Source organism: Spongiivirga citrea (genome assembly GCF_010671565.1).
GTDB classification, from domain to species: Bacteria; Bacteroidota; Bacteroidia; order Flavobacteriales; family Flavobacteriaceae; genus Spongiivirga; species Spongiivirga citrea.
Map to the genome: position 1 here is coordinate 45,691 of NZ_JAABOQ010000009.1, position 14,685 is coordinate 60,375.

16 protein-coding genes are annotated in these 14,685 nt (G+C 34.8%); 6 read left to right on the forward strand and 10 right to left on the reverse strand.

The window, feature by feature from the left end; all coding sequences use genetic code 11:
- Window positions 1–218 precede the first annotated feature (218 nt).
- From GWK10_RS17685 to GWK10_RS17695, 3 genes are all read right to left on the reverse strand, one after another.
- Window positions 219–1,199, reverse strand: a complete 981-nt coding sequence (locus tag GWK10_RS17685; RefSeq protein ID WP_164033738.1) for a ribonucleotide-diphosphate reductase subunit beta — start codon at window positions 1,197–1,199, stop codon at window positions 219–221.
- Window positions 1,200–1,522: 323 nt separating this feature from the next.
- A complete protein-coding gene (locus tag GWK10_RS17690; protein ID WP_164033739.1) occupies window positions 1,523–3,118 on the reverse strand; it encodes an RICIN domain-containing protein in 1,596 nt (531 codons plus the stop codon).
- Between the two features lie 53 nt (window positions 3,119–3,171).
- On the reverse strand, window positions 3,172–3,843 hold the full coding sequence (locus tag GWK10_RS17695) for a collagen-like protein (RefSeq protein WP_164033740.1): 672 nt from the start codon (window positions 3,841–3,843) through the stop codon (window positions 3,172–3,174).
- Window positions 3,844–4,132: 289 nt separating this feature from the next.
- Between GWK10_RS17695 and GWK10_RS17700 the strand changes: the two genes are divergently transcribed.
- Genes GWK10_RS17700 through GWK10_RS17715 form a run of 4 tightly spaced genes read left to right on the forward strand, consistent with a single transcriptional unit; the run spans window position 4,133 to window position 6,952 of the window.
- Window positions 4,133–4,903 (forward strand): hypothetical protein, encoded by a 771-nt coding sequence (locus GWK10_RS17700; RefSeq protein ID WP_164033741.1) that lies wholly within the window; start codon window positions 4,133–4,135, stop codon window positions 4,901–4,903.
- A 6-nt stretch (window positions 4,904–4,909) separates the two neighbouring features.
- A complete protein-coding gene (locus GWK10_RS17705; protein ID WP_164033742.1) occupies window positions 4,910–5,563 on the forward strand; it encodes a hypothetical protein in 654 nt (217 codons plus the stop codon).
- Window positions 5,563–6,309 (forward strand): sensor histidine kinase, encoded by a 747-nt coding sequence (locus GWK10_RS17710; protein WP_239540794.1) that lies wholly within the window; start codon window positions 5,563–5,565, stop codon window positions 6,307–6,309. The genes GWK10_RS17705 and GWK10_RS17710 overlap by 1 nt, the downstream gene beginning before the upstream one ends.
- Window position 6,310: 1 nt before the next feature.
- On the forward strand, window positions 6,311–6,952 hold the full coding sequence (locus GWK10_RS17715; protein WP_164033744.1) for a response regulator transcription factor: 642 nt from the start codon (window positions 6,311–6,313) through the stop codon (window positions 6,950–6,952).
- 73 nt (window positions 6,953–7,025) lie between these two features.
- Here GWK10_RS17715 and GWK10_RS17720 read toward each other — a convergent pair whose 3' ends face one another.
- The 7 genes from GWK10_RS17720 to GWK10_RS17750 all read right to left on the reverse strand — a co-directional run bounded on the left by GWK10_RS17720 (window position 7,026) and on the right by GWK10_RS17750 (window position 13,324).
- On the reverse strand, window positions 7,026–7,772 hold the full coding sequence (locus tag GWK10_RS17720; RefSeq protein ID WP_164033745.1) for a hypothetical protein: 747 nt from the start codon (window positions 7,770–7,772) through the stop codon (window positions 7,026–7,028).
- A 12-nt stretch (window positions 7,773–7,784) separates the two neighbouring features.
- Window positions 7,785–8,297, reverse strand: coding sequence for a hypothetical protein (locus tag GWK10_RS17725; RefSeq protein ID WP_164033746.1), 513 nt, complete (start codon window positions 8,295–8,297; stop codon window positions 7,785–7,787).
- Between the two features lie 13 nt (window positions 8,298–8,310).
- Window positions 8,311–9,777, reverse strand: a complete 1,467-nt coding sequence (locus GWK10_RS17730) for a hypothetical protein (RefSeq protein ID WP_164033747.1) — start codon at window positions 9,775–9,777, stop codon at window positions 8,311–8,313.
- 28 nt (window positions 9,778–9,805) lie between these two features.
- Window positions 9,806–11,287, reverse strand: a complete 1,482-nt coding sequence (locus GWK10_RS17735) for a hypothetical protein (protein ID WP_164033748.1) — start codon at window positions 11,285–11,287, stop codon at window positions 9,806–9,808.
- Between the two features lie 145 nt (window positions 11,288–11,432).
- Complete coding sequence (locus GWK10_RS17740) at window positions 11,433–11,798, reverse strand: DUF4870 domain-containing protein (RefSeq protein WP_164033749.1); 366 nt, start codon at window positions 11,796–11,798, stop codon at window positions 11,433–11,435.
- 33 nt (window positions 11,799–11,831) lie between these two features.
- Complete coding sequence (locus GWK10_RS17745) at window positions 11,832–12,446, reverse strand: hypothetical protein (RefSeq protein WP_164033750.1); 615 nt, start codon at window positions 12,444–12,446, stop codon at window positions 11,832–11,834.
- 20 nt (window positions 12,447–12,466) lie between these two features.
- Window positions 12,467–13,324, reverse strand: a complete 858-nt coding sequence (locus tag GWK10_RS17750; RefSeq protein ID WP_164033751.1) for a DUF4412 domain-containing protein — start codon at window positions 13,322–13,324, stop codon at window positions 12,467–12,469.
- A 79-nt stretch (window positions 13,325–13,403) separates the two neighbouring features.
- Between GWK10_RS17750 and GWK10_RS17755 the strand changes: the two genes are divergently transcribed.
- Together GWK10_RS17755 and GWK10_RS17760 are read left to right on the forward strand one after the other, a co-directional pair.
- On the forward strand, window positions 13,404–13,946 hold the full coding sequence (locus GWK10_RS17755) for an RNA polymerase sigma factor (RefSeq protein ID WP_164033752.1): 543 nt from the start codon (window positions 13,404–13,406) through the stop codon (window positions 13,944–13,946).
- Between the two features lie 8 nt (window positions 13,947–13,954).
- Window positions 13,955–14,683 carry a tetratricopeptide repeat protein gene (locus tag GWK10_RS17760; RefSeq protein ID WP_164033753.1) on the forward strand — a complete coding sequence of 243 codons (729 nt, stop codon included), beginning with the start codon at window positions 13,955–13,957 and terminating at the stop codon, window positions 14,681–14,683.
- Window positions 14,684–14,685: the final 2 nt, after the last annotated feature.

Below are 14,685 nucleotides of genomic sequence, written 5' to 3' on the forward strand. Positions count from 1 at the left end.
TTTTTTGTTGTTTAGTACTTAATAACCATTATATATTTGCGGTATAACAGCTACTATTCGTTAGGGTTTGAGCCAAAAAATCCCTCGGCCCAGAGGGCTATTTTTAAATTTTGTTTATCAATGTTGTGTGCGGACTGTTTAAAAGTCCTATTGGTGTCAGAAGTTCAAAGCCTAAATAAAAGGGCTTCGACTGCGCTCAGCCTGACAATAGCGCAGTACTAAAAATCGGCGTCGAAGCTAATTTTATCGTCTTCCTTATCCTTACTTAATACTCCAGCTTTTTGGTATTCTGACACTCGTTTTTCAAAGAAGTTTGTTTTTCCTTGAAGCGAGATCATATCCATAAAGTCAAAAGGATTGGCAGTGCCATATTCCTTTTCACATTCTAATTCGCCCAATAATCTATCAGTAACGAACTCTAAATATTGGGTCATTAAATTCGAATTCATTCCAATCAAACTAACAGGTAGTGATTCGGTAATAAATTCTCTTTCAATATTTAGTGCATCGACAATAATTTCGCGAATACGTTCTTTAGGTACTTTGTTAATTAAGTGCTTGTTATGTAGGTGAACAGCAAAATCACAGTGAACACCTTCGTCACGAGAAATCAACTCGTTAGAAAATGTCAATCCTGGCATTAAACCACGTTTCTTTAACCAAAAAATAGAGCAGAATGCACCAGAAAAGAAAATTCCTTCAACAGCTGCAAAAGCGATCAAGCGCTCAGCAAAACTTGGTGAGTCAATCCATTTCAACGCCCAATCTGCCTTCTTTTTAATCGCAGGAAAATTTTCAATAGCGTTGAATAATTTATCTTTTTCTTTTTCGTCTTTTACGTAGGTGTCTATTAAAAGTGAGTAGGTTTCACTATGGATGTTTTCCATCATAATTTGGAAACCGTAGAAGAATTTTGCTTCAGAATATTGTACTTCATTTACGAAGTTTTCTGCCAAATTCTCATTTACAATCCCATCACTTGCCGCAAAAAATGCCAAAATGTGTTTGATAAAATAACGCTCATCGTCGTTAAGCTTTTCAGCCCAATCAGTAAGATCCTGATGAAGGTCAATTTCTTCAGCGGTCCAAAAACTAGCTTCCGATTTTTTATACCATTCCCAAAGATCATGATGTTGAATAGGGAAGATCACAAATCGATCTTTATTTTCTGCTAAAATTGGTTCGACGGCTGCTGACATTTTTCTTTTTCTTTAATCGTTTAAGGGATGTATTTTTCTAACTACTCGGGCTAACAAAGATTGGAAAATGTAAACGATTTTGAAAGTGGTACTTATTCACATTTGCTTAGACTTTTTAACAGGATTACAGTATTTTCCTACAAAATTGAAAATCATGTTTTTCATTTAAAATATTGATTATCAATTAATTAAAAATATTGAAATCAGCTCGCAAGTGATAAACACTAGGATTCTTAACATTGTCTTAATATGGAAGTAATGTTATGTTGGAATGAAAAAATCCTGAGGGGTTGACGCTCAGGATTTTTTCACTCTTCAACTGATTACTTTGTAGAAAACCATTGATGATCTCCAGTGAAACGCTTTAAAGGTCTTCCGGATTTTTGATAAATATCATCTACTCTTGTATCTCCTGCAAAAGCTTCAATTTTCAAATAGTCCATATTCCAATTATCTCCAAACATACCTCCTCCGAAAGTCGTTTGTAGTTTTATGCAGTCTATTTGGTTTCTATTTACTGGCTTGTCCAAATACACCTCTACTATTTGATTGTGATTATCTGGCCACCTATTTTTTCCATTAGCGTTCAGAACACTTTGTTTAGTACCGTTTTTAAACTCAATATGGATATCCACATTATCATTACCTCCTCTTAAATCATCACCACCAGTTCTTATTGTGAATAACAATCTATTTATTTTATCACTTTCCGTTTTAACGGGTTGTTTAATTTTGGGAGGGGTTCTTTTTTTAAACTTTTTATCCAAAAAATAGCTTCTCCATTTTTTGGAACACTTTTTTAAAAGAATGAATTTATTGTTTTCGAATTTTCCTCTGTATTGATGATATGCGGCCTCATTAGGTACGGGAATTAATGCACATACTTCGCCGGGATAGTTCGGATCGTAAATAAAGATTTTTACATTTTCTTGATTTGGATCACGATCTTTTTTTCCGATATACCCACCTAAATCATACCCTATAGCTAAAACTTGATGATGACTCGTCGGATCATTGTGAACATTAAATAGGCCTAGCGGAATTGGCATGTTATTGTCAATTAAGCGCTTTAATTCATAAAGTCGCCCTTCAAGACCCCAATAAAAAAATTCACGATCTCTAGAACCAAAAGGGTTAAAAGAAAATTCTAAAAACTTATCTAAGTTTGAAAGTGAATTCTGCTGACGCTCATAAATGTATTTATGTAGTGTTGTTCCTATTGCCGGTTGATAGGTTTGTTTTGGAATTGCTTTACTACTAAGGAAATAGTCATTTGCGGCGTATGCCATACCACCACAAAGACCATTAAATGTAAACTTTATACTTCCTGCATCACCAACGGTACTTTTAAACTTATTGCTAAACTTAAACCCATGATCTTTGGGTGAAAACGTGGTCATTTTAATTTGCAATAAGGATTTGGTTAACTTTAATTTCCACTTTTGCGCATTTCCTTTATTACCATCCCACATCCAGATAGGGGTTCCATTTTTAGCATTGCCCCATTGTACATCAAGAAAAGTACCCAGCTTAGATTGAATGTAGAAGTATCCATCGGCTCCTGGCACAAACTTCCATTTCAAGTTGTCTTGATTGACCTTGTCCCATAGTGTGACCTTAGCTTTTTGAACACCCCTACCACCATAAACATGCATATATTTTCCTAAGGCAGACTTTATATAGAAGTACCCATTCCCTGCATTTTCCAACGTAAATCTTTGTGCTAACCCTTGGTTTTGCGACCATAAATGGAAGGGTGTCCCATTTTTACTTTTACCCCATTGCACATCTAAAGCTTTGTTTTCTAAAGCCGAGATAATGTAATATTCGCCACCGTTTTTCTGTGCTGATGCAAAATGTATATTTAGGATTAGTAATATTGCAAAGAAGCATGTAATCTTATTTATTGAATTTCTCATAATTTCTTGTTTTAAAATTGAACTGAAAAAGCTCGGGAGAACACTAAATAGATCTAATACTCCAACCCATAGTAATCGCAAACAGCATAGTAGTCATTGATATCTATTCCTGCGGATTTGAGTTTGTTGTATACGGATTCCTTAGATACTTTTTTTCCAGTTGTAGAAGATGTAGACTCAATTATAACCACTTTTAATGTATCTAGCTCTCCGGCTGTAACCGAATAAGTAGCGTTGTTGGTTTGCTGACTACGAAAATCCAAACTATAAAAATTCATACTAATAAATACTGAAACATTAAATGGTAAACCAGCAGCATCTACTGATGGAAGTGGATACCATCTAAGGTCATTGTTACTTGCTTTTAAATAGCCCAACACAACATCGTTGTCAATTACATCCTGTGTCAATTGGCTTACTGGGACGTCTTCGAAAGTACCCGCCACTGTCGAAATATCTTTTGTTATTACTTGAACATTCGCATTCCCATCTGCTCCATTTTCCCCGTCAGTGCCATCCTGACCATCCGTTCCGTCCTGCCCATCGGTTCCGTTTGTCCCATCCTGACCATCTGCACCGTCTTGTCCTGCTGGACCTTGCAAGCCTTGTTCACCTTGTAGTCCCATTGGCCCAATGGGTCCATCTTCAGGACTACAGGAAAATGCCATTATTGAAATGACCATAATTAGTACATACTTGATTTTTGAAATTGAAATTGTTTTCATGATTTCTAATTTTTTAAAGATTAATGGTTAATACTTGTTTTGCTACTTACAAACTGAAATTCATTATCTTACTAATTGAAAAACAGCCCGGTAGCATTGAGCACAAATCTCTCAAGAACTAGTATGTAGATTGCAGAGCGATCAGCCTAAAACGACCTGTGAAGACAACGGAAAATAAAAAGGTTGTTTAACCCTAAGACTTCGGGGTTAATACCTTAAGAAAAAACAAGAGTGTAATTGTTTCTTTGTAAGACAGTTAAAAATATTTACTAACCAAAAACTTGTTATAATGAAAACTTCCCTTTTTAAAACACTTTTTTTAGTATTAATGACACTATTCTGTCACAGCTGTAATAACAGAGATGGAAATGACCCTCTAAAGGACCCTGACAAAACTATTTGTTTGGATTATTCGGATACAGAGGTAGATGTCTTACCCAATACTCTCATTAATGATATGGTCAAGTTATATTCAACAAATCAGCTAAGTGCTGTAAATTCTAAAATGGTAAGAGTAAACCAGCGCACTTATCCCGTAGGCAGTAAAATTATTGATCCAGATTTAAACACAAGTCAGCAGGAATTTGAAGACGCAAAAGCTATATGGTTTGACCTAGAGACACTTAAAAAATTCATCTATCATATTGAAAATGAAACGAAAAAGGTAGATGCCAAAATAGTGCAAAGCAATAAATTAGGTATTCGTATATACTATGCTAGTTATCCTTCTTTCGAAACTTGGTCAACACGTCCGGATGGGGAAGCTCTTGAAAAATTGCGAAATTACCCAAAGGCGAACGAATATGGCTTTAAGCATACTCTTTTAATGATACCGACTTTTGAACAGGGAGGTGTTAACTATGATTTTAATCCCCTAGATGCAGAGACTTATGATGAAAGAGGCATGCAAGGTAATGATAGTTATAATTCCGATAGCGGTATTGTTAAGCCAGTCCTGGGGATACCCTTATTTATGAATGTAAGGTCTTCTGAAGGTGAAATAACAGCCCGCAACCACGGGGGTTTGTATCCACCTAATGAAGAAGGCTTGGCATTTTAAATTATTATGGATTACTACCCTAATTTACATAGTATTCTAGTTGCATTACAAGGAATTGCAGCCTTAATTGGTCTTTATTATTTTAAAAAGTTAAGGAAAACTCACTGGGAAATGTTCGTCATATATCTGATTGTTATTTTTCTACAAGAGTTGTTCTGGACATTTAGTAAAGGAAGCATCAGAACTTTTGCGCCATCTTATTATGCATACATAGGTATCCCTATTCAATTTCTGTTCTTTTATTGGCTTTACGCTTACAACTCACTTAAAAACAGAAAATTATATTTTGTTTTTACCATCATTTATTTAGTTTGCTGTATTCCTCTAGAGCCTATTTTTGGTAAAATTCAATTTATAAATTCTTTCAACTTTACGGTCGGCACTCTTCTTCTTGCATTTTTGGTCATAATAGAATTTAGAAAACAGATTAGGGATGATAAAATTCTAGAATTCAACCAAAATAAGATGTTTTATGTCAATATCGGAGTTACTCTTTTTTATATTGGAACCTATCCATATTATGCATTTAGAGATTTGTTGGCCACCGAACCGTATTGGTCTATTAGAAATAATTACTATTTATATTTTTTAGTAGCTAATTATCTAATGTATTTACTATTCACAGCATCATTTATATGGGGGAAACATCGTTTAAAATAATGCTCGTCATTTTTAATGTGATTTTTGTCGCTTTTATAGCGGGTATTATCATATTTATTAGGTCATACCGCCAACGAAAAAAAGAGTATGTGCAAGAGTTGAAAACGGTAGCTCTCCAACACAAAAAAGAACTCCTAACAACTCAACTCGAAATACAACAACAAACCATGAAGCATATTGGGCGGGAGATTCATGATAATGTGGGACAAAAGTTGACATTATCAAGCTTGTATTTACAACAATTGCCAATAGAAAATCAATCTAAGGAAGTAGTTGAAAGTGTAAATAATATTAATGCTATCATAAATGAATCACTGCAGGATTTACGATTGCTCTCAAAATCATTGACAGATGATAACATTAACGATTTGACCATAGTAGAGTTGTTAGAAATTGAATGCGATAAAATACGATCACTTAAAAAGTTTAAAATCGACTTTAAAAACACCTTAAAAAGTGCTGTGCCTTACGAAATAAAAAGTGTGTTGCTAAGAGTAACGCAGGAGTTTTTGCAAAATAGTATTAAACACTCAAAGTGTAAAAACATTTTCATTTCACTAAGCAAAACAAATAAGCACCTCGACCTTCAACTACAAGATGACGGCAAAGGTTTTGATCTAAAAAATTTAAAAACCTCTGGGATTGGGTTAAAAAATATTGAGAAAAGAATCAAGCTTCTCAATGGCACTTTTAATCCAAAGAGTGATAAAAATGGCACCACATTCAACATTAAAATTCCCATTTAAAATGAAACATTCCATTGTTGTAGTTGATGATCATCTGTTAATTGCCGAAGCCTTAAAAAATATTATTGCTGGCTTTGATGATTTTGAGGTAAGCTACATTTGCGAAAATGGGATTGACCTTCAACAAAAAATGAATGGCAAGCCTTTACCAAAAATCATTCTGCTAGACATTAGCATGCCCGAAATGGATGGCTTTGAAACCGTACAATGGCTAAAAGAAACACATCCTAATATTCAAGTGATGGCATTAAGTATGCAAAACGACGACCAAAGTCTTATCAAAATGATTAAAAATGGCGCAAAAGGCTATATGCTTAAAAATACTAGCCCTAAAGCCCTAGAAAATGGGTTGCGACAACTTGTTTCTAAAGGCCACTTTTTTCCTGACTGGGCAGCTAGTAGAGTTTTTGCTTCTATTTCTGATAATGAAATAAATGCAAAATCAAAACTTAATTTAAGTGATCGGGAGATTGAATTTTTAAAACACTCCACTTCGGAAATGACTTATAAAGAAATCGCCGAAGTGATGTTTTGTAGTCCACGTACCATTGAAAACTATCGAGATAGTTTGTTTGAAAAACTGGAACTTAAGTCTAGGGTTGGTCTTGCCGTTTTTGCGCTCAAAAATGGGTATGCAGAATGAGTTAATGCTTACTGGAATGATTGATGTTAGAACAAAGAGGTTTCGACTGCGCTCAACCTGACATTATTGCCAATCACTTCTCCCAACTCATAGGCTCATTCAAAAGCTTCATCACCTCAGCATCGTTTTCAAACTTTTTAAACGGATCGCCTTTCAACATTTTATAAGGATTGTATCCCATTTTTATCATCACTTCATTGCGATAATCATTTACCATTCTATACAATGAGAATTTACCTCTTTTAGGATTAGCCTTGTAATATTCTAAAAGCATCGGACTTATTTCCTTTCTTGCCGCTAATGATTTTATGACATCGTCTCGTGTCATTTCATCCATACCCGGAGCGTTTTTTAGTTGTTCAAACCGATCGTTATTTAAAAGGTTCATCGTTTGAAGTTCGGCCCATGCTTTTACTGGTTCTGTTTTATATGTTTCCAAAAGCACCTTTTCATCTTCGCCTTGTGTGACTGGACTTATTTTTAAAACTGAATTATTCTCAGCAAGCTCCAACTTCGCTACCCTTTTCCGTTTCCAGCCCGGCCTTGTCATCAGATAGTAATCATCAGATAGTTTCCTAATATAAGTAGTGTCTATTTCGGGTGTATCTGACTCAAAATTAGGATCGCTCGTCGTGTTAATCCATAAGGTATCCTTTATTACCGATTCCCTTATTTGAAAATTTGCATTGTAGGTGTACCAAGCACCGTTGATTGAAGTCGCTGTGCTATCAACTGGTTTTTCATTTGTTTTTTGAGCTTGACAGCTGGTTACCGCTAATAGCATTATTGCGGCCATTAAAAAGTTGTTTCTAAAATTCATTGTTATAATTGTTTATCGTGTTGGACGTTTTCTTAGTGCGAAGTAAAATTCAAGCGGATTAATAGCTCCTTTAAATCCTTTAGGTACAGCCATTAATGAAACTTGATATTCTCCGGCTGGCATTAAACCTACTTCATCAGGATATTTAGCTTGACCAATATCTGAGAGAATGCCAATAAAATCAAAACTCTCAGCACCTATTAGCATCTCTCCTGGAAAATATGGGATTGGTTTCGAGCGAATAATGCGTTCGATTAATTTTCCGTCCTTTTGTACTTCTGTTATAAAGTCGAAAAACACGATAGTCTCTTTATATACATTCGGCTTAACATCATCGGTTTTAAAAGTAAAGCCTAGTTGATATGTTCCTGTTTTAAACTCTTTAAATAATTGTACTGCCGAGTTAGTTTCCAGTGTAAGTTCAGCCTTACTTTTGTTGTTCAACATTATATTTCCAGCTACTGATTGTGCACTTAATGCAACACTTATAAGCATAGCCATGCAAAGTAGTATTCCTTTTTTCATTTTTTCTGTGTTTTTAATCAATTAATTCAATTTTATATCGCAGTTTAGGTTTTGTATGCCGGTTAGATGCTCCCCAGGCTGTTGACTTTTTACTGCCTTTAACTTCTAAATAGGCAACGGGTTTGTTATTAAAAAGAGTAAGGTTCGTTTCTTTAAATCCACGTCCCATATCATAGTATATTGTAGTACCATTTACTAGAGCACCACCATGTCGATAATTTGAAGAGGTAACATTTACCCTTCTGCTAACCCTGTATTTCTGCAAGATTTTTGTTCCATCTAAATATTTAAGGATTTCAATAAGATTTAACTTATCTTTTATGTTGATGATATTGATTGTTTGATTAGAAACCTCATCTACTTTGATATCAACCAAAAACTGTTGTGCGTTGTTTTGGTTTACCTTCGAGCTAATCTCAAATACGCCCGAATTATTTATCGCAACTGCTGTTTTTTCCTTGGTATGCAATTGTACCGCAGCGTGATTGCGCGAGTTCCTGTTTTGCGATATATATAAGGAATTGGGTGCTCCAAGACCTTGAATTAATCTAGCAATGCGATTTAATTTTCTGTCCTCCATTGGGATATTTCGATTATTAACTTTTATTGTTGGCTTAAATGAAATCATATAATCATCTTTTTTATCATTGTCCCAGGCCTGCTCACAATAAATGTGTTCTAATGTGATTTTCAGTTTATAATCTTTATTTCCAGAGGATTCCCAATAGTCATAAACTGCCCCGTTAATATCGTTGCTATAAATTTTCTTGTTAAAAGCTACTGCCCAGATCATGTTGTTATGAACAGATAGGTATTTAAAGTCATTTCTAGTTCCCTTAACCAAATCCCAATCATATCGATGTGTATTCCACTTAAATATGCGTTTAGAAATACCAATGCAATACAGATTTTTGGTTTTATGATCATAAGCAATATCTAATGCTTTCCCCGGTAACTTTGTTCCCTGGTTTGAACCGTGATACAACCAAATGGAATTATCGTTTTTTACGGTATAAAAATTGATGCCATCTGTCAATGCAATTCGTTTATTATTCGTTCCTCCCTTGTATGCACGCTTTAAATAATTGTTGTACCTGAAGTATAGATTGCCATCTGGTTTCACCACCCATAATGCATTTTTGCTAGCCAAACTAACATCCTTGTATTTTTGACTTTGTAAATAATCCAATAACAAATCATGAGGATGTTGATTAGCGTATGACCCCACATTTTTATTTTGATAAGGGCTATTAGTGCGAGATACTCCTTTACCGCCTACTCCGTTTGTTCCATAAAAACGAACAAATCGTTTCTCTTTTACATTAAATATGAATTGATTACCCGAATTACCAATTACAAAGACCCTACCTGTTTTGTCAAGTGAAATTTCTTTTCCTAAGCCACCAGCTTCTTTAAAACTTTGTGCTTGAATAAGGCATGCCAGCAGCATGCACCATAGTGTTATATATCGTGTTTTCATTTTGCTTTATATTTTTTATTGAATGATTTTAATCTACTAGTTCTATTGTGTAGTTTACTGTTGCCCTTGATACAATGTCCGCCCACAAACCGAAACCCTTGCCTTTAGTATTTCCATTAAAATTGTCTTTTATTATAGGGGTTCCATTTTGCTGAGAAAGTAATAATGATTGATATCCGTTTCCCATTTCATGTTTGAATACATAATTTGATCCTACTTTAATACTTTCATTTGGGGATTTGGAAAACTTCTTCACTGTTTTATTACCTGCGAGATAATCAATAATGTTTTTTAGATTTAGTTTTACATTTTTTTGCATAACTCGTTCTATGTTCTTTGATACTTCATCAACAACAACGTTTAAGGTAAAATCGACTCTAGAATCGGTCAAAGCAGTATTTTTAGGAATCTTAAATATCCCTGAATTATTAATATCTAATCTTCTATTATTTTCAACATGAAGTTGAACCTGAGCGTGGTCTTTAGCCCCTTTTTTACGATGCACATATAATGCCGTTTGAGGGCCATATTCTTCAATCTGTTTTTTTATCCGCGTATATTTTTTATTCTGCATAGAGTAATTCCTAGTGCCTATTTTTAATGATGGCACAAACTTTAATAAATAATCATCTTTTTTATCACTATCCCAGGCATTATCACACACAATTGAATTTAGAGTGATTTTAAGTTTATAATATGAAGTATTGTTTACAACTACCTTTGTAGAAGTGTTAGCGGTATTATAAATATCATTTCGAGTAGTTGTACACCAAATAATACCGCTATTAACCGCAAAACTTTTTATATCATTTCGGGTATTTTTCACTAAATCCCAGTTGTTTTTGCCAGGATTCCAAACAAAAATACGTTTAGAGGTACCGAGCACGTATAACTTTTTTTGCACATGATCATAAGCAATATCGGTTGCGCTACCAGGTAATTTTTGTGATCGCCCGTTATAGTATTCCCAAATAGTATTATCGTTTTTTAAGGTAAACACCTTACCTGAATTGTTAGAACAAACTTTTTTATTGGACTTGCCAGCAATTGAAAGCACTTGCGGCATCAAATTTGAAAAACTTGTGTTAAATTGACCAGAACTATTTATTCTAAAAACCTTGCGTTTATAAATACTGCCATTTGCGCCTACGACCCAGAAATTATCACTGTTAGCGTAATAAAGGTCCTTTAATAACATGTTGCCAATAGCTGATTCACGATTTGTGTCCTGCGAATCACTACGAAACAGTTTTCCATCATTTTTTATAAAATAATTAAAGTTGCTCGATGCAGCTAATGCTTTCGCTTTTCTGCTCGCTACAGTATGCAACTTAAATCTATTTTCTTTCCTGTTAAACTTGAACAATTGCTTTGAAGTGCCTACCACAAAAACATCTCCCTTAGTGTTCATGCTTATGTCCGTTGCCTGCCCTTGGGCCTTTGTAAAGGTTTGAGCATTCATATAGGTCGCCATAATTAACAACAATCCTAAAATTCTAATTCTCTTCATTTCTGTTTAGATTAATACGTTTACTATTTAGTGAGGTGCATTACTCGATAGGTTAACATTTGGAGCGGAAATTTTTGACTAAAAAAGAAAAACCCTTACTTAACAGGGTCTAGCAAGGGTTTTTAACAGAATAAATAAAAGCTAATCAACCAATGTTCTTAAACCATTCTTCGTATTTCTTGCCAAGAATAGGCACTGGCTTTGTTTTCTCATTAACAGCATTTACCAATCCCATAATCCACATATATAATAAGACGAAAATGCCCAGAATATTGATAATCCATCCCAGGATTGGGATAATACCAATTATTCCTAAAGCAAGTCCGGTTGCCGCCATGCCAAGTGATTGTCTAATGTGATAAGTAGCAAACACATCCTTTTTATCATTATTCATCACAAATGCGATTATTAAGCCGATAATGGTGATGTATGAAATAACAGCTATGTTTTTACCCTCTTTGCTGACCAGATTTGTTTCTGGATTAATGTCTATTGTTTTTGTTGTTTCCATGATTCTTATATTCTTATTTAATTGTTACTAATTTTAATTTTCTAGTTTGTTTAATTGCATTTTTTTGACTGCACCCCACGTTTCATCAACATCCATATTATTACTATTTACTGTTACTATAAAGCGTTTGTTGTAAATAAACATCAGCTGAGTGCCATTGCGTTTTTTGTAGTAGGTTTGCTTGGCTTTAATACCATTTACTGTTACTGTTTGTAGGTGTTTCCGCTCGTCTTCTACTTCGGTTTCGAAATTGCCTAAAAGCCCATAACCTGGCACCATGGCACTCCCTGTGGGTCCAGCGCCATCCATTATCGTAATGTTTATTTTCTTTTTACGGTCATCGCCCATATACGTGCCTTCAATCATGCTTATTTTCATATAGGCACCTTGCCCTATTTTAAATCCGGTTCGATTTAAATTGCCTACACTTTCGGGCAACCACGCTTTTAATTGTTCATTGGTAACTGGGGTGAGCTTTTGTAAACGTTCAATCTCTTTTTGCATGCTAGTAACATCTTTTGCATACGATGTTGTTGCAGACACTACCTGTTTTGCATCCTTAATGTTCTTTTTTGCCTCTTCGGTGCAGGCTACTGCAAATAATAATACTCCTACTACGTATGCGATAATCTTAAATCGTGTTTTCATAATTTCCAGGTGTTAGTTTATTACTCCTGCATTGTTGGCAGCTTCATAAATTCGTACTCACTTACATTGATTGTTGTTGGTGTATTTTCTAGAGCAATACAGGTCATTTTAGCGCTGAACTTTTTCTTCTTTTTATTCACCATATTCATTTCCATGACAATACTGGAATCTGCTTTTTCTAGCCATTTAGGATCAAACCCTTTTGGCATTTTTTTAGGCTGACCTCCATAAACCTGATTAAAACTTACCGGAGCATCCATCGCTACATACATCGTCATTTTCATGTCATCGTTTTCCATTAAAAAGCCCTGACATTCATAGCCCAAAATTTCCTTTGTTCCGATTTTTTTAAATGTATAATCCTGAATTTCCGTTTCAGCTTCCAACTCTTCAATATCAAACTCATCATCATTTGACAGTGATATAATATGACCCGCCTTGCTTCCTGAAGCTTCCATAAACATGGTCATTACATTCAACCCGATATCGTGTACCATTAGAACATTGCCAGCCATCGATTTCTTTGGCATCACAGCTCTCGAAGCAAAATAAGTTGCGTCTGGTTTTAAATAATAGACCATATTAAACGTGCCTTGTTTGGCTTGCATTTTTAAAGTATACTTCCATTCAAATTCATAAGTTTCAGGAAGAATTGCAGGATCCATACTCGACTTACTAAAATCAAAATCGAATAGCTTATCCATTCCTTTTCCGATTTTCTCAGCAGCGATTTCTTCTGTTTTTTGCATGACGGCTTCTTCGGCAGCTTGCTTTGCGCGCTCCTTTAATTTTTTAAAGAACTGGGCTTCTGTCGTTTGAAATCCTCCTAAAAATGCTACAATAAGCAGGATGATTAGGTTCGTTGTAGTTGTTTTCATTGTAATTTGCTTTTATCCGTTTATCTTTAGTGAGCGGAACAATTCAAGAGGTTAACATTTTCCTCATAATTATTTTTACATGAACAAAAAGGAAGTCGATATTCTTCGGTCAGATGATCGGTTAGGAATTAAATCGCTTTACAATGCACATCGTGCTGCCTTCCTAAATTTTGGAAAACGCTATGGTCTCGACCAGGATCAATTGGCTGATGTATATCAAGAGGCTTTTCTCGCCTTAAGAAAACATGCAGTTAGTGGAAAGCTTGCAGAGGTTAAAAGCGGACTAAAAACCTATCTTTTTGGTATTGGTAAATACCTCATTTTCGATTTACTTAAAAAAGAAAAAAAGCATACCGAATACGACAGCAATCTTCATTCAAATACCGATGATTATGAAGAAACAATCATTTCAGAAACTCCAGAACTTACTAAGGAGCAGCAACTACTTCGTACTTATTTTAAAGAACTCGGAAAAAAATGTCGGCAGGTGTTAACCTTTTTCTATTATAGAGGACTAAGTATTGAAGAAATTGTGCAACAAGGAGGTTATGAAAATGCGAATACAGTAAAAGCGCAGAAATCTCGTTGTTTAAAAACCCTCAAACAATTGATTAAAAGCTAGCCCGAGTTATGAAGAAAGATAAACTAATAGAAAAATATCTTCAGAATACGCTCAATACCGAAGAGCGAATTGAATTTGATACGCTATTGCAAAACGATGCTGAATTTAAAGAAGAAGTCTCGTTTCACGACAATTTAAAACGTGTGACTGAAGAAGATCACGATGATGAGTTTAGATCAATGTTGTCTGATTTTGAAGCAGAGCATCAACCAAGAAAAGTTTTTAAACTACAACAATACTCAAAATGGTTGGTTGCCGCTTCGGTTATTTTAATAGCAGGACTTACCTATGTCCTAACCTTAAGCAATCCGACTTCGCAAGAATTATTTGCTGCTAACTTTCAACCTTATGAAAACGTAGTGCATCCTATTGTTCGTGGCACCGAAGAGCAGGATCAAAAAACCAAGGCATTTATCGCCTACGAAACTGGCGATTATAAACTAGCTGTTTCTCTATTTTCTGATTTATATGAAAAAGATAAGCAGCCATACTACTTATTTTACAAGGCAAATGCACTATTAAAATTAGAAAAAGCGAACGAAGCGATTCCTTTGTTAAAAGAACATTTGAAAACAAGAGATACTCTTAAAGAAAAATCGGCTTGGTATTTGGCTTTAGCCTATTTAAAAATTGATGATAAAAAGAGTGCTCAACTCTTATTAGAAGACATCATCAAATCAAAAAAATACAAAGCATCGGAGGCTGAAAAGCTATTGGGGAAATTTGAGAAGGATTAACT

Bases quoted from the DNA above. Each gene is read 5' to 3' on its own strand.
- GWK10_RS17685 (WP_164033738.1), bottom strand. From the start codon at position 1,199: ATGTCAGCAGCCGTCGAACCAATTTTAGCAGAAAATAAAGATCGATTT.
- GWK10_RS17690 (WP_164033739.1), bottom strand. From the start codon at position 3,118: ATGAGAAATTCAATAAATAAGATTACATGCTTCTTTGCAATATTACTA.
- GWK10_RS17695 (WP_164033740.1), bottom strand. From the start codon at position 3,843: ATGAAAACAATTTCAATTTCAAAAATCAAGTATGTACTAATTATGGTC.
- GWK10_RS17700 (WP_164033741.1), top strand. From the start codon at position 4,133: ATGAAAACTTCCCTTTTTAAAACACTTTTTTTAGTATTAATGACACTA.
- GWK10_RS17705 (WP_164033742.1), top strand. From the start codon at position 4,910: ATGGATTACTACCCTAATTTACATAGTATTCTAGTTGCATTACAAGGA.
- GWK10_RS17710 (WP_239540794.1), top strand. From the start codon at position 5,563: ATGCTCGTCATTTTTAATGTGATTTTTGTCGCTTTTATAGCGGGTATT.
- GWK10_RS17715 (WP_164033744.1), top strand. From the start codon at position 6,311: ATGAAACATTCCATTGTTGTAGTTGATGATCATCTGTTAATTGCCGAA.
- GWK10_RS17720 (WP_164033745.1), bottom strand. From the start codon at position 7,772: ATGAATTTTAGAAACAACTTTTTAATGGCCGCAATAATGCTATTAGCG.
- GWK10_RS17725 (WP_164033746.1), bottom strand. From the start codon at position 8,297: ATGAAAAAAGGAATACTACTTTGCATGGCTATGCTTATAAGTGTTGCA.
- GWK10_RS17730 (WP_164033747.1), bottom strand. From the start codon at position 9,777: ATGAAAACACGATATATAACACTATGGTGCATGCTGCTGGCATGCCTT.
- GWK10_RS17735 (WP_164033748.1), bottom strand. From the start codon at position 11,287: ATGAAGAGAATTAGAATTTTAGGATTGTTGTTAATTATGGCGACCTAT.
- GWK10_RS17740 (WP_164033749.1), bottom strand. From the start codon at position 11,798: ATGGAAACAACAAAAACAATAGACATTAATCCAGAAACAAATCTGGTC.
- GWK10_RS17745 (WP_164033750.1), bottom strand. From the start codon at position 12,446: ATGAAAACACGATTTAAGATTATCGCATACGTAGTAGGAGTATTATTA.
- GWK10_RS17750 (WP_164033751.1), bottom strand. From the start codon at position 13,324: ATGAAAACAACTACAACGAACCTAATCATCCTGCTTATTGTAGCATTT.
- GWK10_RS17755 (WP_164033752.1), top strand. From the start codon at position 13,404: ATGAACAAAAAGGAAGTCGATATTCTTCGGTCAGATGATCGGTTAGGA.
- GWK10_RS17760 (WP_164033753.1), top strand. From the start codon at position 13,955: ATGAAGAAAGATAAACTAATAGAAAAATATCTTCAGAATACGCTCAAT.